Origin of the sequence: Klebsiella sp. 141251, from assembly GCF_050600725.1 — a bacterium.
Taxonomy (GTDB): domain Bacteria; phylum Pseudomonadota; class Gammaproteobacteria; order Enterobacterales; family Enterobacteriaceae; genus Klebsiella; species Klebsiella aerogenes.
Genome location: NZ_JAQIRG010000001.1, coordinates 610,288 through 636,767, shown reverse-complemented (window position 1 = coordinate 636,767; position 26,480 = coordinate 610,288). Strand labels below are relative to the sequence as shown.

The following is a 26,480-nucleotide window of genomic DNA, read 5'->3' as shown; positions in this document are numbered from 1 at the left end:
CCGCAAAATGACCGATTGCTAAGACATAATAATTATCCGCAATTCAGAGGGAATTTATGACCACCCGCACCAGCCATCCTGCATTTATCTCGCTTCAAGGCGGCATCAACTTTCGCGATCTCGGCGGTCAACGCGCGGCCGATGGCCGGCGCGTACGTTCTGGCAAACTGCTGCGCTCGGGTTCGCTGCACAACATGACGCCGGAGGATCTCAATCATCTCAGCGCTATTCCGCTGAGCCGGGTGCTGGATTATCGCGATCCGACAGAGGTCAATCGCAGCCCGGACCGGCTAAATCGCGAAGCCTTCTACCTCAACGCTCCGGCCAATCCGCTTTCCAGCAGCGTCAATGCGAAAGTCACCGAGTTTAACGCCGCGACCCTCAACACCATGGACGGCGAGCAGTTTATGCTACAGCTCTACCGTCAGTTGCCGTTTGATAACGCCGCCTATCGCCAGTTGACTCAGTGGTTGATGGAACCTTTCGACGGCGCGCTACTGCAGCACTGCGCGGTTGGTAAAGACCGTACCGGCGTCGGCTGCGCCCTAACGTTGTTCGCGCTCGGCTGCGATAGCAATACGGTCATGGAAGAGTATCTGCTGACCCAGGGGATGCTGGCGCAGGTCGAAGGATTCCTGCTCGACACCTTCGGCGAAGGCCTTAATGATAACGGACGTAAAAATCTCGCCGCCATCATGACCGTCCAGGAGTCGTATCTGGCGACCGCGTTGTCCAGCATTGAACAACGTTACGGTCATGTCGACCGCTGGCTGGAGCAGGAATATCGCCTGACGCCGCAGGCGCGCGAAGCGTTACAGTCGCGGCTGCTGGAAGATTAATCCGCGTTTCGATAACCAGACAATTCGCCGTGAAAGCGGCGCGTAGCGCACTACACTAGTAGCAACAGGAAAAAATTGTGATTTCGTACACATCTGATTTACCTGTTTATCGGAAAGCACATATAATGCGCTCCCATCTACTATCTGAATATCTAACAAGGCCCGTGTGGCGTTGACACCGCGCACGACATGAAGAATATGAAATTATCGACACTCTTAGCGGCAGCCTTCGCCATCGTGGGCTTTTGCAACACAGCTTCAGCTGTTACCTATCCTCTGCCGACCGACGGCAGCCGTCTGATTGGCCAGAACCAGGTCATTACTATTCCAGACGATAATAAACAGCCGTTGGAATATTTCGCTGCCAAATACCAGATGGGTCTGTCCAACATGCTGGAAGCGAACCCGGGCGTGGATACCTACCTGCCGAAAGGCGGCACCGTGCTGAATATTCCGCAACAGCTGATTCTGCCGGACACCGTGCATGAAGGTATCGTCATCAACAGCGCCGAGATGCGTCTGTACTACTACCCGAAAGGCACCAATACCGTGATCGTACTGCCGATCGGTATCGGCCAGTTGGGCAAAGATACGCCGATCAACTGGACGACCAAAGTTGAACGTAAGAAAGCGGGCCCGACCTGGACCCCGACGGCGAAAATGCACGCCGAATACGCCGCGGAAGGCAACCCGCTGCCGGCAGTCGTGCCAGCAGGCCCGGATAACCCGATGGGCCTGTACGCGCTGTATATCGGTCGTCTTTACGCCATCCACGGTACCAACGCCAACTTTGGTATCGGCCTGCGCGTGAGCCACGGCTGCGTGCGTCTGCGTAACGAAGACATCAAATTCCTGTTTGAGAACGTGCCGGTCGGCACCCGCGTGCAGTTTATCGATGAGCCAGTGAAAGCCACGACCGAACCGGATGGCAGCCGCTACGTCGAAGTACACAACCCGCTGTCGACCACCGAAGCGCAGTTCAAAGGCGGCGAAATCGTGCCTATCAGCCTGACTCAGGCCGTGCAGTCGGTGACCAGCCAGCCTGACGTTGACCAGAGCGTAATGGATCAGGCGATCCAGAACCGTTCAGGGATGCCGGTGCGCCTGAACTAATTTCAGCTAGCACATGAAAACGGCGGGCCAGGTGCCCGCCGTTTTTTTATCTGCTCAACCGTAACCTTGCTAAGTGCAGCGCCAGCAGGGCAAATCTTCCCGCTAGCCGTTATTGACCAGAATGACCCCGCCATGATCGTAGCGGTAGTGGCAGTGCGCGTACTCCAGCGGCGTACCATCTTCCAGATAAATCACCTGCTCAACCTCCAGCACCGGATCGGTCGGCTCGCAGTTAAGATGTAATTTATCCAGATCATCCGGCTTCTTCGCCCGCACCACCCGATAAGACCCCATCAGCTTCAGCCCCAGCGTCTCCTGCACGTAACGAAACACCGAACTCTGCAGATGGCTTTTATTGAGCCCCGGCACCAGCGCCACCGGCATTACCGTAAGATCCAGCGAGACCGGCTCGCCGTTAAGCAACCGCAGGCGGACGAAGTCATACACCGGCGCATCGGCGTCGATCAGCAGCGAACTTTGCTCCTTCTCGCTGGGAAAACGCAGCTCAAAGCGCAGCACTTCGCTTTGCACCTCGCCAAGATGCTCCCAGGTTTTAGTGGCGCCAAAATAGTCGCTGCCGGGCAGTTCCCACTGCGATAGCTGGAGGAAATTTTTCCGTACAAAGGTACCCTGACCTTTGCGGGTGTAGATAAGACCCTCGACAATCAGCTGACGCATTGCCTGCTGGATGGTCATCCGGCTGGTATTGAACTCTGCCGCCAGCGCAAACTGGTCGGGTAACGGCGCGCTGGCAGGATACTGCTGGCTAATGATCCGCTTTTTTATTTCCCGCGCGATATTAAGATACTTCGCCGTCATTCTCCGATCCTTTAACATTTTGTGAATGGCTGGCGGGCGGCATACACCGCCCGCTCGCCGTTACATCTCTTCGCCATTACTGTGGATAACCCGCTTCAGCCACGCGTAGCTTTTCTTAGGTACCCGCTTGAGATCCTTAAGATCGTGGTTTTCACGATTGACGTACACCACGCCGTAGCGTTTACGCATGTCGCCCTGCGAGCTAAGAATATCGATTAATCCCCAGCCGAGATAGCCTATTACCTGCGCCCCGTCTTCAAACATTGCCGCTTTCATGGCGTTAATATGATCACGGTGATAGGCAATACGATAATCATCGGCGACCGGGTTTTCGCCGTCCCAGGATTCGATTACCCCGATACCGTTTTCAATCGGGAAGACCGGCAGCCGCCAGTCATTGTAATAGCGGGTAATGATCATGCGGAATCCCAGCGGATCGATCTGCCAGTTCCATTCCGTCGCTTTCAGGTACGGATTGTCCTGGTTGCCGAATAACATGTAGTTGTTCACCGCCGTACCCGGCGGAATCGCGTCGCTATTGAGCGCGCGGCTGGCGTAGTAGCTGAATGCCAGATAGTCGACCTTCACCGTCGCCATCAGCGCGATATCTTCAGGGCGATAGATATCGTCAAAGCCTTCACGGGCGACAAAATGCATCACTTCCGGGCTATAACCCTCGCCCGCGTAGGCGCGCAGCAGGTTCTGGTTTAAAAACTCGTCCAGTTGCTGGGCGCACAGAATATCGCGCGGCTTACAGGTCGCCGGATAGACCAGCGCATGGGCCAGCATTCCGCCCATCAGACACTGCGGTTTGGCCTGATGGAGATAGTCGGTGAGATGGACGTGGGCCATCATCACGTGGTGCTGGATCTGGTAAAGCTCGCGCAGCGTTTTATCGCCACGCAGATAGCCGGTGATCAGAAAAGCCTCCGGCGAATGGTAAAGATTCTGTTCGTTGAAGGTCAGCCAGTACTTCACCTTATCGCCGTAGCAGTCGATCATCTTCTGACCGTAGCGGATAAAGGCGTCCATTACCCGGCGGTCGGTAAAACCGTTGTAGCGCTCCGCCAGCGACAAGGGCATATCGAAGTGATAGAGGCAGATCATTGGTTCAATACCGCGGGCAATGAGCTCATCAATAAACTGATGGTAGAACGCAATCCCCTCTTCATTGAACTCGCCATCACCCTGCGGGCAGACGCGGCTCCAGGCTATCTGGAAGCGATAGCAGTTCATGCCAAGATCCTGCATTAAATCGAAATCTTCGCGGAAGCGATGGTAAGAGTCGGTCGCCACCTTCCAGTCCGAGGCGAACTCCGACGGTTCACGGATATCGTACACCGACATCCCTTTCCCCCCTTCATTCCACGCTCCTTCGGTCTGCATGCTGGAGACCGAATTGCCCCATAAAAAATCGGCCGGTAGTTTGTCTTTCATGGTTCGCCTCTGTATATGACTAGTCATTTAAAAGTTATGACTAGTCATATACAGAAAAACCACCGCCGAAGCAAAAGCAGGATCGTTTTCTGTGAGCCATACAAACAAAAAAGATCGCCGCAAGCGGCGATCTTTATAAGCACGGAAAAAACGGCGTTACTGCGCGTCAAGCTGCTTACGGCGATATTCCCCCTGGCGCTCCAGCATCCAACCCGGATACTCGCGCGGCAGCGCGCTGACCGCGTCAAGCTGGCGTAACTCATCTTCACTCAGGCGAATAGCGGTGGCCGCAATATTATCCTGCAACTGTTCGGCCCGTTTGGCGCCAATAATAACGCTGGTAACCGCCGGCTGATGCAGCAGCCACGCCAGCGCAATCTGCGCCACCGACACCCCTTTCGCTTCGGCTATCACCTGCATGACATCAATGCAGTCAAAGGCGCGATCTTTATTCACCGGCGGGAAGTCAAACTCCAGGCGACGACCGCCCGCTTCCGCCTGCCCATCGCGGCGATATTTACCGCTCAGCAGACCGCCCGCCAGCGGGCTCCAGACCATCAGGCCGAGACCTTCGCTTTGCATCATCGGCACCAGTTCGCGCTCCAGGTCACGCCCGGCAATCGTGTAGTAAGCCTGCAGAGAAGCAAAGCGCGAGAGCCCAAGGCGTTCCGCGATGCCCAGCGCTTTGGCGATTTGCCAGGCCGCCCAGTTAGAAACGCCGATGTAGCGCACGTGCCCCTGCTGCACCAGCGTATCCAGCGCCGACAGCGTCTCTTCGATAGGCGTCGCCGGATCGAAGCCGTGCAATTGGTAGAGATCGATATGATCGAGCTGCAGGCGGCGCAGGCTCTCTTTCACGCTGCCCATGATGTGATAGCGGGAGCTGCCGCGCGAGTTCACCCCGGCGGTGCCGGTTTCGCCGAACACTTTAGTCGCCACCACCACGTTTTCACGCGGTATCTTCAGGTTCTTTAACGCCTGGCCGGTGATCTCCTCCGAGCGTCCTTCTGAATAGACGTTGGCGGTATCGATGAAGTTGATGCCCGCATCCAGCGCGCTCCCCACCAGCTGTTCGGCTTCCGCCTGGCGCAACTGGCCGATTTTTCCCCACATCCCCTCTTCGCCGCCGAAGGTCATGGTGCCAAGGCACAGCTCAGAGACAAACAGGCCGGTATTTCCCAGTTTTTGATAACGCATAGCAGTGTCCTCATTCGGATGATTAACGTCAGCCAGATAGTTATAGCCCGAGCGTCGTCATCGCGAATGGGGTGTTCCTGCCCGTTTCTTGCCCAATCCTCTGAAAATCAGCGCCACAGCGCGAGCAAGGCGTAACCGGTGAGCGCCGCCCAGATCAGCAGCGGAATGGAATAAAGATGAAAGCGCCACCAGATCCGGCGGTCGCCGGCCATCCGCAGCGCAATCAGATTCGCCAGCGATCCGGGCAGCAGGCCAAAGCCGCCGACGTTCACCGCCCAGGCTAATAACATCGTTGGCGGCACGTAGTTGAGCAGCAAAATAGTCGACGGCACGTTGCTGATAAACTGCGACAGTCCGATTGCCGTCAGCCACAGCCCGCCGGGAGAGAGCTGGCCGACGCCGTTCAGCCACTGCTGCAGCACCGGCAGCTGCGTCAGCAGGTGAACGTCGATAAACATCGCCATAAACACCAGCAGCAGCGACCAATCGACGTTGATAATCACCGCTCGCGCCAGCAACAGGAATCCGACGGCAATGAGCGCCAGCCCCCACAGCTCCTGTTTCATCTCCAGCGCCGCCAGAAAGACAAGGTAGAAAGCAAGACAGCTCCACACCAGCTTCGGCCGCCACTCCGGCGCTTTGTCGCTACTTTGATAATTGAGCCGCGCGGCGGGGAAACAGCACCAGCATAGCACCAGCAGGGTAAGCATCATCGCCGCCGCCAGCGGCAGCATCTGGCCGATAAAAGCGAGGAAAGACAGCCCGGAGCGCCCCCACAGTAAGATATTCTGCGGATTGCCGATGGGTGTTAATAAAGAGCCGGCGTTAACCGCCAGCGCTTCAAAAATTATCAGCCGGTTGACCGGGATGGCGCACCATTTTTTTAGCGTCAAGGTGAGCGGAACGACAATGAACAGGGCGACGTCGTTGGTCAGAAAGGTGGAAAGTAGCGCGGCAGCCAGCACCATAAAGATGGCCAGCTGGCGTTCGGTGACGAAACGGCGCGCCATTTTGCGCCCCAGCACATCAAAATAGCCGCTCAGTTCAATCCCTTTGGTCAGCAGCATTAGCCCGCTGAGAGTAATAATAGTGTGCCAGTCGATAGCCTGTCCCCAGCGCTGAGGCGCGAAAGGAACGAACAGGCTAAGGATAACGGCGATAAGTAACAAAAGATGCAGGAAACGGTCACGGGCAAGCGACTGCACAAAAGGGAGATTCATTCTGCGTGTAATCTCTGGGTAAACAGCTTGAATTGCGCCAGCGTTTCTTCGCTAACGTGGTGTTCCATTCCTTCCGCATCGCGGCGGGCAATCTCCGGACTCACGCCAATCGCCAGCAGAAAGTTTTCCACAATCTGATGACGCTCGCGGCTTTCATGGGCCAGCTTCTCCCCCTCCGGGGTTAAGAAGATCCCGCGCCAGGGGATCTGTTCGATCAAGCCGACGCTCGCCAGACGTTTAAGCATTTTCGCCACCGTCGGCTGCGAAACGCCAAGACGCGCAGCCATATCCACCTGGCGCGCCTCGCCCACTTCGTTAATCAGATCGGAAATCAGCTCCACATAGTCATCAATCAGCTCGCGGCGATGCGCTTCGCGCACCTGACGGAACCCCTCTACGTGTTCTTCGACATTAACCAGCTGCGTCACTTTTTTAGTTATGGGCTTACCTGCGCGACGGTTCATTGTGCTTCCTCGTTGGTGTGACGCATCAAGCATCATATAAAAGGATCCACATTGTAATGGATTGCGCTCATAGCACAAAAAATTAACGTTTTAGCCATAGCTATAAAATATAGCCTGTGCTATATCTGTATGTAATGCAAACAGCCATCACGGATTTGACGGCGCGAAAAGGCAGGAGGAATAACCATGAACGAATTCAAGAGGTGCTTAAACGTGTTTAGCCATTCACCCTTCAAAGTACGCTTAATGCTGATCGGCATGCTGTGCGACATGATCAACGGCAAACCGCAGCAGGACAAACCTAAACATTAACGCGGCGTCGCGGTACGCCGCTTCATTTTTTTGTCATCTTTCCCCGCTAACCTATCTGGTTACCTCGCCTTTCAGCGCTTTTTTCAAGTTTTGTAAGCTTTCTCGCAAAACAATCTGTTATGAACAGTTGACCTTACCATTCGCAGGCCCTATCGTTTGTCAGCCCTGCCACTACTGCGGCTCGCAGAGACCCTCTTCACGCACTGTCCAGCAGGTTTTACCCCCTTGATGCCAGGGGACGAACATGGCGTCTTGTTGATTACGAATTATGAATGTCACTCTGAAAGAAACGCTGGCCGCCCGCAGACTGGCCCTGAACCCGTGGACAGGATTCTACTTTTTACAGTCGCTGTTGATTAATCTGGCGCTTGGGTATGAATTTAGCTTGCTCTATACCGTTGCGTTTACCTGCGTACTCCATCTGCTTTGGCGCACCTTCCCGCGCGTTCAAAAAGGGGTAGTTGGCCTCTTTTCCCTGCTGGCCGCGATGTACTATCCCTTCGGCCAGGCTTACGGCGCGCCAAACTTCAATACGCTGCTGGCGCTGCACGCCACGAATGTTGAAGAGTCGACGGAAATTCTCACTATTTTCCCGTGGTACAACTATTTGCTGGCGGTATTCATCTTCGCTCTCGGCGTCATTGCCGTACGGCGCAAACCGCAGCCGCCCGCGCGCCTTGGCAAAGTGGAATATCTGGGACTGCTGTTTAGCATCGGCATCTTTTTCCTGCAGCCTGTGCAGAATCTGGCCTGGGGCGGCGTCTTTAAAGTCATTGATAGCGGTTATCCCGCCGTGCGCTTCATAAAAGACGTGATCGTTAATAACAACGAAGTGCTGGATGAACAGGCGCGGATGGCGCAGTTGGCTAACATGAAAGATAGCTGGCACGTGCTGGCGGTGAAGCCGAAGTACCATCTCTATGTCGTGGTGATTGGCGAGAGCGCGCGCCGCGATGCGCTTGGCGCGTTCGGTGGCCACTGGGACAACACGCCGTTCGCCAGCTCGGTCAACGGCTATCTGTTTAAAAACTACGTGGCCGCCAGCGGCTCCACGCAGAAATCGCTTGGCCTGACCCTCAACCGGGTGGTTGACGGTAAACCCCAGTATCAGGACAACTTCGTCACCCTCGCCAACCGCGCGGGCTTCCAGACCTGGTGGTTCTCCAATCAGGGACAAATTGGTGAATACGACACCGCTATCGCTAGCATCGCCAAACGTGCCGATGAGGTGCAGTTCCTGAAAAACGGTGATTTTGAAGCCAATAAAAATACTCAGGATGAGCAACTGCTGAAACTGACCGAGCAAGTCTTATCAGTCGAGCGCAGCCAGCCGCAGCTGATCGTATTGCATATCATGGGCTCGCACCCGCAGGCCTGCGATCGTACCAAAGGCAAATACACCACCTTTGTGCAGTCAAAGGAGACCTCATGCTATCTCTACAGCGTGACGCAAACCGACGCGCTGTTGGCGAAGCTCTACGGTCAGCTGCAGAATTCCGGCAGCACTTTCTCGCTCACCTATTTTTCCGATCACGGTCTGGCGTTTAAAGAGCGCGGTAAAGCGGTGCAATATCTCGCCCATGATGACAAATATCAACAGAACTTCCAGGTGCCGTTTATGGTGCTCTCCAGCGACGATAAAGCGCATAAGATGATTAAAGCCCGCCGCTCGGCGAATGATTTTCTCAGCTTCTTCGCGCAGTGGACCGGGATCAGCGCGCAGGAAATTACCCCGCGCTATCGCTTTATCTCAGAACAGAAAGCCGGACCGGTGTATATCACCAATTTCCAGTTACAGAAGGTGGACTACAACCATCTGGGCAGCGACGAGTTTACCGTCAACTAAACGGCATCGCCGAATCACAGGCAAAAAAAATCCGCCCCTTGAGGCGGATTTTTTATATCACCGAAGTGATTAGAAGCGGTAACCTACACCGGCAATCCAGGTGCCGACGTCAACGTTACGAATACGAGACTGCTCGTAGGAGAAGTCCAGGGCAACGTTTTCGATCGGGTTGAACTGCATACCAGCGCCGTAAGAGAAACCGTAGTCGCTCATGTCGGATTTCTGGTTCGGGAAGTTGTTGTTCTGGAATTTACCGTAGCCAACACCGATTACGCCGTAGATGCTCGCCCAGTCGTTCAGACGGTAAGCCGGACCAGCGGTGATGCCGTAGTACTGACCTTTGTTGTAAGTACCGTTGCTGGTGTTGTCTTTTTCGGTGTAGGTGAAGGAACCGATAACGCCCAGCGGGTTGTTATCTTGCTCGTAACGGTACTTAAGGTTGAAACCGCCTGCTTTGTTGGCTTTACCCTGCATGTCGCTCTGAGCGTAACCACCGGTAACGGTAGAAGTTGCAGCGAAAGCAGTAGTACCTACGGATGCAGCCAGAACAACGGCCAGTGCTGAAAGACGTGCAATTTTATTCATAACCACCTCAAATGTGTTTCTAATAAGTCCTAAGTCTTAAATATATCAAAAACTTTTGGGAAACTCTTTTGACTTTACATTGTCTAACATACTTTTTCATGTAAGCAAAAGTTTCCACGATTTCGTAACAATCTGGAAATCAAACACTTTTCGCGCAAAAAGTGCTTAACGATTACCAGCAGCAAACGCTGCGCATCCAGATTATTCTTAGCCGTGAAGGCATTCCCCTACGTATTTTACGCCATTGTACTGTTTTTCCACCCTCTTTTTTCAACAATCGCTAAACCGTTAAGCGGTTATTCCAGTACACTGGAACCTTTACCTCTTTTGACAAACCCTGACAGGAGAAAGGATGCCCGGCTCGTCCCGTAAAGTTCCGGCGTGGTTGCCGATACTGGTTATTTTGATCGCCATGGTCTCGATTCAGAGCGGTGCATCGCTGGCGAAATCGCTCTTCCCGTTGATTGGCGCACCGGGCGTCACCGCTTTGCGCCTGACGCTCGGCACTTTAATTTTAGTCGTTATTTTTAAGCCGTGGCGACTACGTTTTGCCCCGCAGCAGCGGCTGCCGCTGTTCTTTTACGGCGTGGCGCTAGGGGCGATGAACTATCTCTTCTATTTATCGCTGCAGCGGATCCCGCTCGGCGTCGCGGTCGCGCTGGAGTTCACCGGGCCGCTGGCGGTGGCGCTCTTCGGTTCACGCCGCCCGCTTGATTTCGTCTGGGTGGCGCTGGCGGTGCTCGGGCTGTGGTTCCTGCTGCCGCTTGGGCAAAACGTAGGGGAAGTGGATTTAGTCGGCGCGCTGTTCGCGCTCGGCGCCGGCGCATTCTGGGCGGTCTATATTCTTACCGGCCAGCGCGCGGGCGAAGAACACGGCCCGGCGACGGTGGCCATGGGCTCGCTCATCGCGGCGGTGATTTTTGTGCCCATCGGTATCGTCCAGGCCAGCGATACGCTGCTGCAATGGTCGCTGCTGCCGCTGGGGCTTGGCATCGCCATTCTCTCCACCGCCCTGCCCTACTCGCTGGAAATGATCGCCCTGACGCGGATGCCCACCCGCACTTTCGGCACGCTGATGAGCATGGAGCCGGCGCTGGCGGCGCTGTCGGGAATGGTGTTCCTCGGCGAGACGCTGACCCTGACGCAAACTCTGGCGTTAGGGGCGATTATCATCGCCTCAATGGGTTCGACGCTGACCATGCAGCGGCAAAGCAAAATCGAGAAAGTCGATATAAATTAAGATTTTGTTACCGCACTGGCTCGCGTTCATAGCGAGCCAGCTATTTACTTTTAATTATCTGATTTTATAAATCTTTTTAAATAGCCAACAACTCTGCGCTATCGGACTGATATGGACAGCCGATGCCTCATATCCAATATCCCTTGCTATAATTAGTCCCGAAGTCATTTGGGACAAACGCTCTACATAATTCAAATTTGAAGTATGACGAGTATCAATATCAAGAGGATATGAAACTATGAGTACCGCAAAACTGGTTAAAACTAAAGCGTCTAACCTGCTCTATACCCGTAACGATGTCGCAGACAACGAGAAGAAAGCTACCGTTGAGCTGCTGAATCGCCAGGTGATCCAGTTCATCGACCTGTCGCTGATTACCAAGCAGGCCCACTGGAATATGCGCGGTGCCAACTTTATTGCCGTTCATGAAATGCTGGATGGTTTCCGCACTGCGCTCACCGATCACCTTGATACGATGGCTGAACGTGCCGTTCAACTGGGCGGCGTCGCTCTGGGCACCACTCAGGTCATCAACAGCAAAAGCCCGCTGAAAAGCTACCCGCTGGATATTCACACCGTTCAGGAACATCTGAAAGAACTGGCCGACCGTTATGCCATCGTGGCCAATGATGTGCGTAAAGCGATCAGCGAAGCGAAGGATGAAGACACCGCCGATATCTTTACCGCGGCTTCCCGTGACCTGGATAAATTCCTGTGGTTCATCGAAGCGAATATCGAATAAATGTCCGCAGCCGTCAGCGCCCGCTGGCGGCATTTTCCATTTCTCCCACGCTTCCCCCCGTAATCGCTTAGCTCGCCCTCTTTTGGTGCACCACCTTGTACACAATACGTACTAAAGTAAAACAATTGTAATAATCACCTCACACAATCGTTACAGCAAGATTGTTTTCCCATCAGGGTTTGCGTTAAAAATGCTCTGGTTATTCGCTACGTTTATATTGCACCAAAATGACGCCCTGTTACGGTGCATTTGCCTTATCGGATAACCGAAATTGTGCAAGTGATATGAAAGCTCCTGTTGAAAAACAATGGCTTGTAAAACTGGCACGATTTTTTCATTAGGCTACACGTTCTCGCAGGGGCTCGTCCCGTGGATAAAAAAGGAAATACTATGAAGTCTGTATTAAAAGTGTCACTGGCTGCACTGACCCTGGCTTTTGCGGTTTCGTCTCACGCCGCAGATAAAAAACTGGTAGTCGCCACCGATACGGCGTTTGTTCCGTTTGAATTTAAGCAAGGTGATAAATACGTCGGCTTCGATATTGACCTGTGGGCCGCGGTCGCCAAAGAGCTGAAACTGGACTACACCCTGAAACCAATGGACTTCAGCGGCATCATTCCCGCGCTGCAGACCAAAAACATCGATCTGGCGCTGGCGGGGATCACCATCACCGACGAGCGTAAAAAAGCAATCGACTTCTCCGACGGCTACTACAAAAGCGGCCTGCTGGTGATGGTGAACGCGAAAAACAATGACATCAAAGACGTGAAAGATCTGAACGGCAAAGTGGTCGCCGTGAAGAGCGGCACCGGCTCCGTTGATTATGCGAAAGCCAACATCAAAACCAAAGATCTGCGCCAGTTCCCGAACATTGATAACGCCTATATGGAACTGGGCACCGGCCGCGCTGACGCGGTACTGCACGACACGCCAAACATCCTGTACTTCATTAAAACCGCCGGTCAGGGCAAGTTCAAAGCGGTAGGCGAATCGCTGGAAGCGCAAAGCTACGGTATCGCCTTCCCGAAAGGCAGCGACGAACTGCGCGAAAAAGTGAACGGCGCGCTGAAAACGCTGCGTGAAAACGGCACCTACAACGAAATTTACAAAAAATGGTTCGGTACTGAACCAAAATAATAATTAGGCCTACTTCTCGCGGCCAATCCGCCGCGGGCTCCACGGCGCCAGGGTTTCATTCCCCGGCGCCGTATTCGCAGAGGCTTTCTCTGCTTTCGACACGGTAACAGTAACAGGAACACATTATGCAGTTTGACTGGAGTGCCATCTGGCCCGCCATTCCTATTTTGCTGGAAGGCGCCAAAATGACGCTGTGGATTTCGGTCCTCGGCCTGGTTGGCGGCCTTATCATCGGTCTGGTGGCCGGTTTCGCCCGCTGTTTCGGCGGTTGGATAGCCAACCACGTCGCGCTGGTATTTATTGAAATCATCCGCGGCACGCCAATTGTGGTGCAGGTGATGTTCATCTACTTCGCGCTACCGATGGCGTTTAGCGACTTACGCATCGACCCATTCACCGCCGCGGTGGTGACCATCATGATCAACTCCGGCGCCTATATCGCGGAAATCACCCGCGGCGCGGTGCTGTCCATCCACAAAGGCTTCCGCGAAGCGGGTCTGGCGCTGGGGCTCTCCCGTCGCGAAACTATCCGCCACGTGATCCTGCCGCTGGCGCTGCGTCGTATGCTGCCGCCGCTCGGTAACCAATGGATTATCAGTATCAAAGATACGTCGCTGTTCATCGTTATCGGCGTCGCCGAACTGACCCGTCAGGGCCAGGAAATTATTGCCGGCAACTTCCGCGCGCTGGAAATCTGGAGCGCCGTCGCCGTCATTTATCTGATCATCACCCTGGTGTTGAGCTTCATTCTGCGTCGTCTTGAAAGAAGGATGAAAATCCTGTGATTGAATTTAAAAACGTTTCCAAACACTTTGGCCCGACTAAAGTGCTGCACGATATCGATCTGAAGATCGACAAAGGTGAAGTGGTCGTGATCATCGGGCCGTCCGGATCCGGTAAATCCACGCTGCTGCGCTGCATCAACAAACTGGAAGAGATCACCAGCGGCGATCTTATCGTCGATGGCCTGAAGGTGAACGACCCGAAAGTTGACGAGCGCTTAATTCGCCAGGAAGCCGGAATGGTATTCCAGCAGTTCTATCTGTTCCCGCACCTGACGGCGCTGGAGAACGTGATGTTCGGCCCGCAGCGCGTGCGCGGCGCGTCGAAGGCGGCGGCGGAAACGCTGGCGAAAGAGCTGCTGGCGAAGGTGGGTCTCGCGGAACGCGCGCACCACTATCCATCCGAACTTTCCGGCGGTCAGCAGCAGCGCGTCGCCATTGCCCGCGCGCTGGCGGTGAAACCGAAAATGATGCTGTTTGATGAGCCGACGTCGGCGCTTGACCCGGAACTGCGCCATGAAGTGCTGAAAGTCATGCAGGACCTGGCCGAAGAAGGCATGACGATGGTCATCGTAACCCACGAAATCGGCTTTGCTGAAAAAGTGGCGTCGCGGCTGATCTTCATCGATAAAGGCCGCATCGCCGAAGACGGCGACCCGCAGGTTCTGGTTAAGAACCCGCCAAGCCCGCGTCTGCGCGAGTTTTTACAGCACGTAGCCTGATGCGCCCGGCTCTCCCCGGCAAGGGGAGAGCCGCTTTCCAGATTCATCCCAACGCTCCTCCTCGTCTGACCCCTTCTATACTTAGCAGTTTGAGATGCAATGGAGGCGCCCATGCCGTGGATCCTACTGTTGCTCGCTGCGCTGTGGATTTCTCCGCTGTCGGCGGCGTCATTGCCCGGCATACCGGCGGCGACAACCGACAAAAGCACAGCCAGCGAGCCTGACCTCGAACAGAAAAAAGCCGCCTGGGCGGCATTAGCTGACGTGCTGGATAATCCGCAGTCGCGGCAGGAGTTAATCGATGAGCTGCGTAAAGCCGCCGCCACCCAGCCGCCTGCCGCCGCCCCCACGCTGACCCCGCCAGAAGTTAAAGACGAGCAAACCGTTCTGGAAAGCGTGACGGAAGTAAGTCGTCAGTATAGCGAGCGCCTGTCGTCGCGGTTTTCTCAGCTATGGCGCAATATCACCGGCTCACCCCATAAGCCTTTCCATGCCGATGCGTTTCGCAATGCCGCTGGCGACTTCCTGCTGCTGGCCGGGCTGGTATTTGCCTTCTGGTGGTTAGTACGCCTGGCGGCGCTGCCGCTTTATCGCAAAATGGGCCATTGGGGAAGGCACAAAAACCGTGAGCGCAATAACTGGCTGCAGTTACCGGCCACCATTGCTGGCGCTTTCATCATCGACCTGCTGCTGCTGGCGCTAACGCTGTTTATCGGGCAGCTGTTAAGCGATCGTTTAAACGGCGGCAACCGCACCATTGCTTTTCAACAAAGCCTGTTTCTTAACGCCTTCGCGCTGATCGAGTTTTTTAAAGCCATCCTGCGAGTGATTTTTTGCCCACGGATTGCCGATTTACGCCCCTTCAATATCAGCAACGAACACGCAACGTACTGGAACTTACGCCTCAGCGCCTTGAGTAGCCTGATTGGTTACGGGCTGATCGTAGCGGTGCCGATTATCTCCAATCAGGTTAACGTGCAGATTGGCGCGCTGGCCAACGTCATCATAATGTTGTGCATTACGGTGTGGGCGCTGTATCTGATTTTCCACAACAAAAGCGCCATCACTCAGGGGCTTATCCATCTTGCCGACCGCTCGCTGCCCTTCTTCAGCCTGTTTATTCGCGCTTTTGCGCTGGTCTGGCACTGGCTGGCCTGCGCTTACTTTATCGTGCTGTTCTTCTTTTCGCTCTTTGACCCCGGCAACAGCCTCAAATTTATGATGGGCGCGACGCTACGTAGCCTGGCTATTGTCGGCGCCGCGGCGCTGGTATCCGGTATTTTGTCACGCTGGATAGCCAAAACCATCACCCTGTCGCCAGAAACGCAACGCCACTACCCGGAGCTGCAAAAGCGGCTCAACGGCTGGATCTCCGCCTCGCTGAAAGCCGCGCGGATCCTGACGGTATGCGTGGCGGTGATGCTGTTGCTGAGCGCTTGGGGACTGTTTGATTTTCAGCAATGGCTACACAATGATGCCGGGCAAAAAACGGTAGATGTCCTGATTCGTATCGCGCTAATCCTGTTCTTCTCCGCCGTCGGCTGGACCCTACTGGCAAGCCTGATTGAGAACCGCCTGTCATCGGACATTCATGGACGCCCGCTGCCCAGCGCTCGCGCCAGAACGCTGCTGACGCTGTTTCGCAACGCGCTGGCGGTGGTCATTACCACCATAACGATAATGATCTTATTGTCGGAAGTCGGGGTGAACATCGCGCCGCTGCTGGCGGGCGCCGGGGCGTTAGGGTTGGCCATCTCTTTCGGCGCCCAAACGCTGGTCAAAGATATTATTACCGGCATCTTTATCCAGTTTGAGAACGGGATGAACACCGGCGATCTGGTGACCATCGGGCCATTAACCGGCACGGTGGAACGGATGTCGATCCGCTCGGTGGGCGTGCGCCAGGATACCGGGGCGTACCATATTATTCCCTGGTCTTCGATAACCACCTTCGCCAACTTTGTGCGCGGGATCGGTTCGGTGGTCGCCAACTATGATGTCGACAGGCAGGAGGACCTGGATAAAGCCAATCAGGCGCTGAAGGCGGCGGTAGACGATCTGATGGCGCAGGAGGAGATCCGCGGGCTGATTATTGGCGAACCGTCGTTCGCCGGGCTGGTAGGGCTGAGCAATACCGCGTTTACCTTACGCGTCAGCTTTACGACGCTGCCGCTGAAGCAGTGGACGGTACGCTTTGCCCTCGATACCCAGGTGAAGCAGCATTTCGACCGCGCCGGCGTGCGCGCGCCGGTACAAACCTGGCAGGTATTGCCGCCGCCGGGCAACACAAACCCGGCGGCAGAGACTTAAAATGGACGGCGGCGCTTTGCGTCGTCCATAAAACTCCAGGCGATAAAGCGGCTCTGTTTCTGCCCCTGCGCCATCTCTTTTTTCACCACTTTCACCGCGCCGACTTCGGTCAGCAGGCGATACAGCGGCGGCAAATTATCGCCGCGGGAGACCAGCGAGGTAAACCATTTAACCTGGCGGCCGAACTGCTGGCTTTCGCGGATCATTTGCGAAATAAAGGCCACTTCGCCGCCTTCACACCATAGTTCCTGCTGCTGGCCGCCAAAGTTCAGTACGCTATCTTCCCCCAGCCCCAGATTACGGCGTTTACGCTCGCCGCCGGCACGCGCGCTGGCGGCGGAGTCGTGGAATGGCGGGTTGCAGAGGGTCGCATCATAGGTTTCATTCTTATGAATAATCCCGGTAAAGATTGCCTGACCCTCTTTCTGACGACGCAGACGAATTTGCCGCGTCAGTCCTGGGTTGCCGTTAATAATCGCCTGGGCGCTGACAAAGGCCTGCGGATTCACTTCACTACCGGTGAAGCGCCAGCCGTATTCATGCGCGCCAATCAGCGGATAGATGCAGTTCGCGCCGGTACCGATATCGAGAATGGTGGCATTTTTCGGGATCTCGCCGCTATCCTGCGCCAGCAGGTCGGCCAGATGGTGGATGTAGTCCGCGCGTCCCGGCACCGGCGGGCACAAGAAGCCGTCAGGAATATCCCAGTGTTTTACCGCGTAAAAGTGCGCCAGCAGCGCCTTATTCAGCGCCTTCACCGCCAATGGGTTAGCAAAATCAATGGTTTGTTCACCGGCCGGATTCAGGGTGATGTAGCTTTGTAGCTCGGGATGAGTCTGGCACAACGCTGGCAAATCATAGCGTTGGTGATGGCGGTTACGCGGGTGCAACCCCGGCTTTTCGGCTTTCATGGCAATCTCCTTTCAACAGCCGCGTAAGATACCCGTTGACGGCGGCGCGGTAAATAAGGGAGTCTGGATATCTTCTTATTTCGCTTTCTGGTGCTCTATGTACTTCTATCAACCTGCCGAAGGCCACGGCCTACCGCACGACCCGCTGAATGCCATCGTCGGGCCGCGCCCCATCGGCTGGATCGCTTCGCTCGATAGCGCAGGGCAACGTAATCTCGCCCCCTACAGCTTCTTCAACTGCTTTAACTATCGGCCGCCGATCATCGGTTTCGCCAGCGGCGGCTGGAAAGACAGCGTGCAGAACATTGTTGAAACAAAAGAGTTTGTCTGGAATCTGGCTACCCGGCCACTCGCCGAAGCGATGAATGAAACCTCCGCCTCCATTCCGCGTCATGAAGATGAATTCCTGCGCGCCGGATTAACCGCCGCGCCGAGCCGGATCGTCCGCGCCCCGCGCGTGGCGGAAAGCCCGGTCCACTTCGAATGCCGCCTGTCGCAGTGTATTCAGTTGACGCGCGCCAGCGGCGAAGCCATTGATAGCTGGCTGGTACTGGGAGAAGTGGTCGCCGTACATATTGATGAGTCGCTGCTGGAAGACGGGATCTATCAAACCGCGAAAGCGCAGCCGATTTTACGCGCCGGCGGGCCAACCGCCTACTACAGCATTGATGAAAGCCAGCGCTTCGATCTAACCCGTCCGGACGCTCGCTGACCGCGAATCCCGACGCGCCGTACCTCACCGCACCGGGTTCGCATCAACAGGTGCGGTGAGACAAAAAGCCATTGTTTGCCCGCCGGTTATACCCTGATTCTCTTCGCGAAACGGCCTATACTTGAGGTATGTCCCATGCTGTTAATGAGGATATACCCATGAAAACATCTCTGCTCTCGCTGCTCTTTATCGCGCTTGCCGCCCCCTCCTCCTATGCCCTGGCCGACACGCCTGAATCTGCGCTTACCCAGACCGGTCCGCTTCGCCCGTCCGGCACCGTATCCGCCTCCGGCGCCAGCACCCTTGACGATTTGCAGGCCCAGTTGGCGCAAAAAGCCCACCAGCAGGGCGCGCTCGCCTGGAGAATTAACGCCGCCGGCGGCGGTAATAAATTGGCGGGAAGCGCGATAATTTATAAATAGCGCGCTTGATGCACTAAGCCTGACGGGGCGAAAAACACCCACTTCGACCCGTGGAATATCATGCTTTCTGCCCTTTATGTATAAATAATGCAGCCCATGTAAACAAATGTATTTATTTTTTTATAAATGAGTGATAAAAATCCGCTGTTGTTTGATAATGGTTATCAAAATCATTATCAAACGCATTGCTATTGTTAAGAACACCTGCAGTGGTCGAAACGAGACAGACTCCGTTTACGGTCGCATCGGCAAAGCGCCCCACCCTGGCAGACGTTAATTGGCGCATCTCATTTCCGCCAATACAACGATGTTGGGAAACAGGGCCAAATTAAAACTATAAGTTGCTCATGGATATGGAAAAAAATAACAATCTCCCTTTTAGCAGTTTCCGTTCACTGACGATTTTCACCGGTTTATGCCTGAGCCTCTCCCCGACGGGTCAGGTACTGGCGGCAGACAGCAATGAACAGAAAGGCGGCGAAACCCTGGTCGTTGAAGCGCAAACGCCATCGCTGTATGCGCCAACGCATTCCGCTGACCCAAAATTCTCCCGCCCCATCGCCGACACCACCCGCACCGTCACGGTGGTATCAGAGCAGGTCATGAAGGACCAGGGCGTCACTAACCTGACCGATGCGTTGAAAAACGTGCCGGGCGTGGGCGCCTTCTTCGCCGGCGAAAACGGTAACTCCACCACCGGCGACACCATCTATATGCGCGGCGCCGATACCTCCAACAGTATCTATGTCGACGGCATTCGCGATATCGGCAGCGTCACTCGCGATACCTTTAATACCGAGCAGGTTGAAGTGATTAAAGGGCCATCGGGTTCCGACTACGGCCGCAGCGCGCCAACCGGATCGATCAACATGATCAGCAAACAGCCGCGTCTGGATTCCGGGATCGATGCTTCCGCCAGCGTCGGCAGCGCGTGGATGCGCCGCGGCACCCTCGATATCAATGAAGCCATTGGCGATACCAGCGCCGTGCGCCTGAACCTGATGGGAGAGAAAACCCACGATGCCGGCCGCGATAAAGTTAAAAATGAACGTTACGGCATCGCGCCATCCGTCGCCTTTGGTCTCGGCACTGAGAATCGCCTGTACCTGAACTATCTGCACGTCACCCAGCACAATACACCGGACGGCGGTATTCCAACCATCGGCCTGCCGGGCTACTCGGCGCCAAACACCGCCACCGATGCGCTGAACCACTCTGGTAAAGTCGCAACCAGCAACTTCTACGGTACGGACTCTGATTACGACGACTCGACCACCGATACCGTGACCATGCGTTTCGAACACGATATCAATGACAACGCGACGATCCGCAACATCACGCGCTGGTCGCGGGTGAAACAGGATTACCTGATGACCGCGGTCATGGGCGGCGCGTCAAACATTACTCAACCGGATCCCAATAACGTCAATACCTGGACCTGGTCACGTCTGGCAAACACCAAAGACACCAGCAACAAGATCCTAACCAACCAGACCAATCTGACGAGCAAATTTTTCACCGGATCCGTCGGCCATGACGTCAGCGCCGGGGTAGAATTTACCCGCGAAACGCAGACTAACTACGGCGTCTATCCGATCACCCCGCCGGCGGTGAATATCTATCATCCGAATAGCGATATTTCGATCGGCGGCCTGAACCGCAGCGGCGCTAACGCCAACGGTCAGACCGATACCTTCGGCCTGTACGCTTTCGATACTCTGCAGATCACCCGCGATTTTGAGCTGAACGGCGGTATCCGCCTCGATACCTATCAAACCAAATACGATAGCGCCAGCCTGTGCGGCGGCAGCGGTCGTGGAGCCATCGCCTGCCCGACCGGCGTCGCTAAAGATACGCCGGTCACCACCGTGGACACCTCTACCAGCGGCAACCTGGTCAACTGGAAAGCCGGCGCGCTGTATCATCTGACTGATAACGGCAATGTGTACGTTAACTACGCAATCTCGCAACAACCGCCGGGCGGTAGCAACTTCACCCTCGCCCAAAGCGGCAGCGGCAATAGCGCCAACCGCACCGACTTCCAGCCGCAAAAAGCGAAGACCAGCGAACTGGGCACCAAGTGGGAACTGATGGATAAGCGCCTGCTGCTGACCGCGGCGCTGTTCCGCACCGATATAGAAAACGAGGTCGAACAAAACGACGACGGTACTTACTCGCAGTATGGTAAGAAGCGGGTCGAAGGCTATGAGATTTCACTGGCCGGTAATATTACCCCGGACTGGCAGGTTATTGGCGGTTACACCCAGCAGCATGCGACGATCCGTGAAGGCGCCGATGCCGCTCAGGATGGCACCAGCTCAATGCCGTATACGCCGGAACACGCCTTTACCGTCTGGAGCCAGTACCAGGCCACCGATGCCCTCTCCGTCGGAGCCGGCGCCCGCTACATTGGCAGCATGCACCGTGGCAAAGATGGCGCGGTTGGCACGCCGTCCTACACCGAAGGCTATTGGGTAGCGGATGCGAAAATGGGCTATCGGGTTAATCGCAATCTCGACCTGCAACTGAACGTGTATAACCTGTTTGATACCAATTACGTCGCGTCTATTAACAAGAGCGGCTATCGTTATCACCCGGGCGAGCCACGCACTTTCCTGTTAACTGCTAACGTGCATTTCTAATCGATGCGGGGCGGAAACGCCCCGTTTTCTCAGGAGCTTGAGCCATGATGTACCATATCCCCGCCGTCCTGACGCCTCAGGAAGTCGCCGAATTCGCCGCTCAGCTACAGCAGGCCGAGTGGGTTGACGGCCGCGTGACCACCGGCGCCCAGGGGGCGCAGGTAAAAAACAATCAGCAGGTCGATACGCGCAGCGCGTTATACGGCGAGCTACAGGCTAAGGTCCAGGCGGCGCTGAACCGCAGTTCGCTGTTCTTCGCCGCGGCGTTACCCAAAACGCTCTCCACCCCGCTGTTTAACCGCTACCAGCAGCAAGAAACCTACGGTTTTCACGTCGATGGCGCGGTACGCAGCCACGGTCAGGGCGGCTGGATGCGCACCGACCTCTCCGCCACCCTGTTCCTTAACGATCCGCAAAGCTACGACGGCGGCGAACTGGTGGTCAATGATACCTATGGCCAGCACAAGGTAAAATTGCCGGCCGGCGATCTGGTGCTCTATCCTTCAAGCAGCCTGCACTGCGTAACTCCAGTCACCTCCGGCGAACGCATCGCCTCTTTTCTATGGATCCAGTCGATGATCCGCGACGATAAGCGTCGCGCAATGCTGTTCGAGCTCGATGGTAATATTCAGAAGTTAAAGAGCCGCCACGGCGAGAGCGATGAGGTGCTGTCGCTTCTCAACCTGTACCACAACCTGCTGCGGGAATGGTCGGAAATCTAAGCAACCTAAACCTTGTCTGGTCATTTTTTGCCCCCATCTTTTCTATACTTTAAACAGATATTGAGATGAGGAGCACATCATGGCGTCAGGTTGGGCAAACGATGGGGCCGTACAGGATCAAATCGACAGCACGGTAAACGATGCCGTTGCCCGCGCCCGTAGCGAGCTGCCAAGCGGTGAGAGCAACAAATTTTGTGAAGAATGCGCAGAGCCGATTCCCGAGGCCCGGCGCAAGGCAATTCCCGGGGTCAGATACTGCGTGAAGTGCCAACAGGATAAAGATTTACATAACAATACATATTCAGGATATAATCGCCGTGGTTCCAAAGATAGCCAGCTACGCTGACCTTCCTTTACCGTTCATTACCGCCGATCGCGTTATCTTTTCGCGCACGTTTTTTGGCGAAAAAAGTGGCAAAATGTGCCTTTAGTTGCCATGGCAATTAGTTTACCCCTCGCCCGCGGCAATAGCGGAAAATAATTTATTAATATTCAATAAATTATTCATTATTCAAAAAATTCGATGAAGACTGTGAATTTCCTTCGATTTTATCTCGCGGCAAAAAACGTGATACTTATCACATCGACGGAACATCGTCCTCTACAGAACATAATGCGAGAAATTAATCATGAAAAATATCAAATACGCTGCCGCTGCTATCGCCCTTTCCGCTCTGTCCTTCGGCGCATTCGCCGCTCAGCCGGTAACCCCGTCACAGGCAGAAAGCATGAATAAAATCGGTGTTGTTTCCGCTGAAGGCGCAACGACGCTGGATGGTCTGGAAGCCAAACTGGCTGCTAAAGCAGATGCCGCTGGCGCAACCGGCTACAGCATCACCTCCGCTAACACCAACAACAAAGTTAGCGGTACCGCGGTTATCTACAAATAATCGCAGCAACACTCTGAAATGCCACTGAATTAACCCTGAAAAGACCTTTTAAATACCCTTGTTTGCCCGTCCGAGCCACCGGACGGGCTTTTTTTTGTCCGTTTACCAGCGTTCGGCAACCTGCGCCAGACCATGGGCGAGCGAAGTCGCCTGACCGGTGGCGACCAGGCAGCAGGCGAGCTGAATTTTCAGCGACTGCGGAACCGGCTCGCTACCGCTCACGCAGCGCTCAATCCAGCGCGCGGTAACTTCGGGATCTTTAGATTCCGGCAGCGCCACCTTGTCCTGCTGGCTTTCATCGGCTCGCTCATGCAGCGCTCGCGTCCCCGCCGCATCAATGAGATTGATTTGCGGACAACGCTGCGGATTGGCGTAAACCTCACCTTCGGTACCGTGCATCAATAGCGCGCGTCCGCCGATTTCAGTAAAGAACTTCGCGACCTTATCGACGTATTCCGGATGCGAGACGCTCGACAGACGCAGCGCGGCATCTTCGGCAAATGGCGTCGCCAGCTTAGCCAGGGTATGTGCGCTGTTACGCACCCCCATCCGCCAGCGCAGCGCCAGCTGCTTTTCCAGCGGCGGACACAGTGCGCCAATCGGAATATAGACGGGTTCATGGCCGTCGAGACGCGCCTGAGCCTGCCCGGCATGGGTCGTCGCCGGGATCCCCATGAGCTCAAAGATGGTTTCCGTCAGGACGCGAGTAGGGTCATGGCTGACGCCGTGCACCACTACCGGAAAGCCCATTTTATGCAACAGCACCGCCAGCAGCGGCGTCAGGTTGGCCTGTTTGCGCGCGCCGTTATAGCTGGGAATGACGATAGGCATCGGTTTAGCAACCGGCGGCGTCAGGCGGATAGTCTGTAGCTGCATCGCCTCATAGAAGCCCTGCATTTCCGCTTCGCCTTCGCCCTTGATGCGCAGCGCGATGAGGATCGCCCCCAGCTCCAGTTCGCCGACTTCGCCGTTTAACATCCGCGTATACAGCGCGCGGGCCGTTTCCCGATCCAGATCGCGAGCGTGATTCTTTCCACGCCCGACTTCTTTGATGATTTTGGTGTAATCCATCGACTTGCTCCCTCCAGCGGTATGCTTTGCCGACCGGACCGCTTAGCGGCGTCGGCGACGCGTCTGTTTTGCTTTGCTTTTTACTATAACCTCGGGAACGCCCGGCTGCTCTATAGGAAATACCGGTAGCGCATTTAACAAGCGCGCGCCGTAGTTTTTGGTCAGCAGCCGCTTGTCGTAAATAACGACTTCGCCCCAGCACTGATGGCTACGGATCAGGCGCCCAACCTGCTGAATCAGGTTGAAAGAAGCGCTTGGCAGGCTTTGCACCTCAAAGGGATAGCGGTTCAGGCTTTTCAGCCACTCGCCTTCGGTAATCACCACCGGGCTGTCGATTGGCGGGAAGGCGATTTTATGGATATGGACCTGGCTTAGCAGCTCGCCTTTTAAATCCAGCCCTTCGGCGAAGGACTGCAGGCCGACCAGCACGCTGCGCTCGCCGCCTTCAATGCGCTTACGATGCAGCTCCACCAGCCGATAACGCGGTTGGTCGCCCTGAACCAGCAGCAGTAAGCGCAGATCGGTAACATGCTCAAGGAATCGCTGCATCGCCCGTCCGCTGGCAAACAGCACCAGCATCCCCGGATGCTTTTTGCTCTCGACCTGCTCGCGGAAAAAGGCCGCCATTTCGGCAATATGCTGCTCTTCGTTATCAATCGTCGGTTCATAGCGCATCTGGGGAATAATAATTTTCCCCTGCTCGACGTGATTAAACGGGGAATCCAGCGCCACAAAACGATCGCCAGCTTTCTCTTTCAGCCCGCTCATCTCCTGCAGACGCGAGAAGCTGTTCAACGAACGCAGGGTCGCCGAGGTAACGACAATATGCGGCACGCTGCGCCACAGCAGGCGTTCGAGCTGATCGCTGACGCGGATACCGACGCAGTGGAACCAGACATGTATCTGGCCGTCGCGGACATCGCGGGTCGCCCATTTGGTTACCGGCGCGCCGGAGGACTGCGCCAGCGACGCCAGCCGCCACAACTTGCTCTGGCTTTCAAACATACCGAGCGCCCGGTTCATCTGCAGCAGAATACGATGCAAACGCACCACATCGTGGCTGCCGGTCTTTTCGCTGAGGTCGTTCAGGAACAGCTCCGCCAGCCCGCGTAGCATTTCGGTGAGCTTCGCCAGCCGCTGGCAAATTTCCATCACCTCCTGCGGTAGTTCGCCCATCGGGAAACGATGTTCCGCCTCCTGAGCTGCAGGCATATAGAGATTGAGAATATTGTTCAGCGAGGCGATAAGCTCATAGAGCTCTTCACAGTGTTCGTTGAGACGCTCGGGGTTAGCCAGCGGCGGCGTCGTCTTCGGACGAAACTGCTCCATGCAGGTCGCCACCAGTTTGCTGAACAGATCCAGCTGCAGCCGGTACCAGGGAGCGGTTATCTCAGCGCTCATCTCTAAGGCGTCGCGGGCGACATCCGGCAGATGATGGCCTTCGTCGAGCACCAGCAGCAGGTTTTTCGGCTCCGGCAGCACCGCTTCGCTCTCCATCGCCGCCATCACCAACGCATGGTTGGCCACCACCACTTCCGCCTCCTGAATTTCCCGTCGCGCGACGAAGAATGGGCATTCACGATAATAGTGGCAGTTACGGTTAAGACAGCTGGCTTTATCGGTGCTCAAACGCCCCCATAGGGCATCATCAATGGGCTTATCGGTATGGTCGCGCAGGCCATCCCATTTATAGCCGTCGAGATCGGTTTTCAGCGTCGCGCACAGCTTTTGTTCGGCCTGGTTTTTTGGCGTCAGATCGTCATCAAGGAACGCCAGCAGGTCCTGCTGCGTCGCCTCGGTGCTGGCCAGCGCCGTCAGATTACGCGGGCAAACGTAGCGCCCGCGGCCAAAGGCGGCGGTAAAGCGCAGGTCGGGAATGATCTTACGCAGCAGCGGCAGATCTTTACTGTAGATTTGATCCTGCAAAGCGACGTTGGCGGTGCTGACCACCAGCGTTTTTTGTTCTTCTCGAGCGATGGCGATCCCGGGGATAAGGTATGACAGCGTTTTACCGACGCCGGTCGGGGCTTCGATAGCCAGATGCCGCCCCTCTTCCCCCGCGAGCGTTTTCGCCACATCGGCAATCATCTGCCGCTGCGGGGCTCGGGGGATAAAGTCCGGGATCTGTTCCTGAAGCGCCTTATACCAGGCGGCGATTTGCGCTTTTAGCGCAGCGGTCAAAGCCATGAGAAAACCTGAATACTGTATAAACAGCCACTATTGTGCCATTTTTAGCGGCCCGGAGGTATTGCTTTCTACTGAGTGTGGAAGCGTGCTCGATAAAACGCGATGCAAAAAGCAAAAAGAACGGCCCGCCGCCGCGCAAGCGGACAGACGGGCCGTTT

The 26,480-nt window shown here is 55.5% G+C and carries 26 protein-coding genes; 16 read left to right on the top strand and 10 right to left on the bottom strand.

Annotated features, from left to right (window positions below; translation table 11 throughout):
• Positions 1-56 precede the first annotated feature (56 nt).
• Positions 57-839, top strand: a complete 783-nt coding sequence (locus PGR09_RS03095) for a tyrosine-protein phosphatase (protein ID WP_063414778.1) — start codon at positions 57-59, stop codon at positions 837-839.
• 198 nt (positions 840-1,037) lie between these two features.
• Positions 1,038-1,952 (top strand): L,D-transpeptidase, encoded by a 915-nt coding sequence (gene ldtB, locus PGR09_RS03090; RefSeq protein ID WP_015367569.1) that lies wholly within the window; start codon positions 1,038-1,040, stop codon positions 1,950-1,952.
• Between the two features lie 102 nt (positions 1,953-2,054).
• Here ldtB and PGR09_RS03085 read toward each other — a convergent pair whose 3' ends face one another.
• The 5 genes from PGR09_RS03085 to mntR form a co-directional block, all read right to left on the bottom strand.
• Entirely contained in the window at positions 2,055-2,771 is a 717-nt protein-coding gene (locus tag PGR09_RS03085) for a GntR family transcriptional regulator (RefSeq protein ID WP_045395027.1), read from the bottom strand.
• Between the two features lie 60 nt (positions 2,772-2,831).
• Positions 2,832-4,208: a glycoside hydrolase family 1 protein gene (locus PGR09_RS03080; RefSeq protein ID WP_047049103.1), complete on the bottom strand. Its 1,377-nt coding sequence runs from the start codon at positions 4,206-4,208 to the stop codon at positions 2,832-2,834.
• A gap of 156 nt (positions 4,209-4,364) precedes the next feature.
• Positions 4,365-5,405: an aldo/keto reductase gene (locus PGR09_RS03075; RefSeq protein ID WP_032712937.1), complete on the bottom strand. Its 1,041-nt coding sequence runs from the start codon at positions 5,403-5,405 to the stop codon at positions 4,365-4,367.
• A gap of 107 nt (positions 5,406-5,512) precedes the next feature.
• On the bottom strand, positions 5,513-6,625 hold the full coding sequence (locus PGR09_RS03070; protein ID WP_045395033.1) for an anion transporter: 1,113 nt from the start codon (positions 6,623-6,625) through the stop codon (positions 5,513-5,515).
• A complete protein-coding gene (gene mntR, locus PGR09_RS03065) occupies positions 6,622-7,089 on the bottom strand; it encodes a manganese-binding transcriptional regulator MntR (protein WP_015367574.1) in 468 nt (155 codons plus the stop codon). The genes PGR09_RS03070 and mntR overlap by 4 nt, the downstream gene beginning before the upstream one ends.
• Positions 7,090-7,275: 186 nt before the next feature.
• Between mntR and mntS the strand changes: the two genes are divergently transcribed.
• A complete protein-coding gene (gene mntS, locus PGR09_RS03060; RefSeq protein ID WP_045395034.1) occupies positions 7,276-7,401 on the top strand; it encodes a manganase accumulation protein MntS in 126 nt (41 codons plus the stop codon).
• Between the two features lie 268 nt (positions 7,402-7,669).
• Positions 7,670-9,247, top strand: coding sequence for a phosphoethanolamine transferase (locus tag PGR09_RS03055; protein ID WP_430915780.1), 1,578 nt, complete (start codon positions 7,670-7,672; stop codon positions 9,245-9,247).
• A gap of 69 nt (positions 9,248-9,316) precedes the next feature.
• On the opposite strand, the gene ompX is transcribed toward PGR09_RS03055, so the two are convergent.
• Positions 9,317-9,832: an outer membrane protein OmpX gene (ompX, locus tag PGR09_RS03050; RefSeq protein ID WP_015367577.1), complete on the bottom strand. Its 516-nt coding sequence runs from the start codon at positions 9,830-9,832 to the stop codon at positions 9,317-9,319.
• Positions 9,833-10,184: 352 nt separating this feature from the next.
• On the opposite strand from ompX, the gene rhtA reads away from it, so the two are divergent.
• The 6 genes from rhtA to ybiO all read left to right on the top strand — a co-directional run bounded on the left by rhtA (position 10,185) and on the right by ybiO (position 16,765).
• Positions 10,185-11,072 (top strand): threonine/homoserine exporter RhtA, encoded by an 888-nt coding sequence (gene rhtA, locus PGR09_RS03045; protein ID WP_045364611.1) that lies wholly within the window; start codon positions 10,185-10,187, stop codon positions 11,070-11,072.
• Between the two features lie 238 nt (positions 11,073-11,310).
• Complete coding sequence (gene dps, locus PGR09_RS03040; RefSeq protein ID WP_015367579.1) at positions 11,311-11,814, top strand: DNA starvation/stationary phase protection protein Dps; 504 nt, start codon at positions 11,311-11,313, stop codon at positions 11,812-11,814.
• A gap of 390 nt (positions 11,815-12,204) precedes the next feature.
• A complete protein-coding gene (gene glnH / locus PGR09_RS03035) occupies positions 12,205-12,951 on the top strand; it encodes a glutamine ABC transporter substrate-binding protein GlnH (RefSeq protein WP_015367580.1) in 747 nt (248 codons plus the stop codon).
• 125 nt (positions 12,952-13,076) lie between these two features.
• On the top strand, positions 13,077-13,736 hold the full coding sequence (gene glnP, locus PGR09_RS03030; RefSeq protein ID WP_045364618.1) for a glutamine ABC transporter permease GlnP: 660 nt from the start codon (positions 13,077-13,079) through the stop codon (positions 13,734-13,736).
• Positions 13,733-14,455, top strand: coding sequence for a glutamine ABC transporter ATP-binding protein GlnQ (glnQ, locus tag PGR09_RS03025; RefSeq protein WP_045395036.1), 723 nt, complete (start codon positions 13,733-13,735; stop codon positions 14,453-14,455). Before glnP ends, glnQ begins: the two co-directional genes overlap by 4 nt.
• Before the next feature lie 111 nt (positions 14,456-14,566).
• Complete coding sequence (gene ybiO, locus PGR09_RS03020) at positions 14,567-16,765, top strand: mechanosensitive channel protein (protein ID WP_430915779.1); 2,199 nt, start codon at positions 14,567-14,569, stop codon at positions 16,763-16,765.
• Here ybiO and rlmF read toward each other — a convergent pair.
• A complete protein-coding gene (rlmF, locus tag PGR09_RS03015) occupies positions 16,762-17,676 on the bottom strand; it encodes a 23S rRNA (adenine(1618)-N(6))-methyltransferase RlmF (RefSeq protein ID WP_430915778.1) in 915 nt (304 codons plus the stop codon). The genes ybiO and rlmF overlap by 4 nt on opposite strands.
• A 97-nt stretch (positions 17,677-17,773) precedes the next feature.
• Here rlmF and PGR09_RS03010 point away from each other — a divergent pair, with 97 nt between their 5' ends.
• Both PGR09_RS03010 and PGR09_RS03005 read left to right on the top strand, forming a co-directional pair.
• Positions 17,774-18,388, top strand: a complete 615-nt coding sequence (locus PGR09_RS03010) for a flavin reductase family protein (RefSeq protein WP_047078435.1) — start codon at positions 17,774-17,776, stop codon at positions 18,386-18,388.
• A gap of 158 nt (positions 18,389-18,546) precedes the next feature.
• A complete protein-coding gene (locus tag PGR09_RS03005) occupies positions 18,547-18,810 on the top strand; it encodes a DUF1471 domain-containing protein (protein WP_072251435.1) in 264 nt (87 codons plus the stop codon).
• 112 nt (positions 18,811-18,922) lie between these two features.
• Here PGR09_RS03005 and PGR09_RS03000 read toward each other — a convergent pair whose 3' ends face one another.
• Positions 18,923-19,096: a hypothetical protein gene (locus PGR09_RS03000; RefSeq protein WP_155958909.1), complete on the bottom strand. Its 174-nt coding sequence runs from the start codon at positions 19,094-19,096 to the stop codon at positions 18,923-18,925.
• Between the two features lie 67 nt (positions 19,097-19,163).
• Between PGR09_RS03000 and PGR09_RS02995 the strand changes: the two genes are divergently transcribed.
• The 4 genes from PGR09_RS02995 (at position 19,164) to ybiJ (ending at position 23,064) form a co-directional block, all read left to right on the top strand.
• On the top strand, positions 19,164-21,452 hold the full coding sequence (locus PGR09_RS02995) for a catecholate siderophore receptor Fiu (RefSeq protein WP_430915839.1): 2,289 nt from the start codon (positions 19,164-19,166) through the stop codon (positions 21,450-21,452).
• Between the two features lie 44 nt (positions 21,453-21,496).
• Positions 21,497-22,174, top strand: coding sequence for a PKHD-type hydroxylase YbiX (ybiX, locus tag PGR09_RS02990; RefSeq protein ID WP_047049122.1), 678 nt, complete (start codon positions 21,497-21,499; stop codon positions 22,172-22,174).
• A gap of 79 nt (positions 22,175-22,253) precedes the next feature.
• Positions 22,254-22,520 (top strand): DksA/TraR family C4-type zinc finger protein, encoded by a 267-nt coding sequence (locus PGR09_RS02985; protein WP_047049124.1) that lies wholly within the window; start codon positions 22,254-22,256, stop codon positions 22,518-22,520.
• Positions 22,521-22,803: 283 nt separating this feature from the next.
• Positions 22,804-23,064, top strand: a complete 261-nt coding sequence (gene ybiJ / locus PGR09_RS02980) for a DUF1471 family protein YbiJ (RefSeq protein WP_047049127.1) — start codon at positions 22,804-22,806, stop codon at positions 23,062-23,064.
• 102 nt (positions 23,065-23,166) lie between these two features.
• On the opposite strand, the gene ybiB is transcribed toward ybiJ, so the two are convergent.
• Both ybiB and dinG read right to left on the bottom strand, forming a co-directional pair.
• The gene (ybiB, locus tag PGR09_RS02975; RefSeq protein ID WP_063414764.1) at positions 23,167-24,135 is read right to left on the bottom strand and encodes a DNA-binding protein YbiB; all 969 of its coding nucleotides are present in this window, start codon (positions 24,133-24,135) and stop codon (positions 23,167-23,169) included.
• Positions 24,136-24,177: 42 nt separating this feature from the next.
• A complete protein-coding gene (gene dinG / locus PGR09_RS02970) occupies positions 24,178-26,322 on the bottom strand; it encodes an ATP-dependent DNA helicase DinG (protein ID WP_213797526.1) in 2,145 nt (714 codons plus the stop codon).
• Positions 26,323-26,480 lie beyond the last annotated feature (158 nt).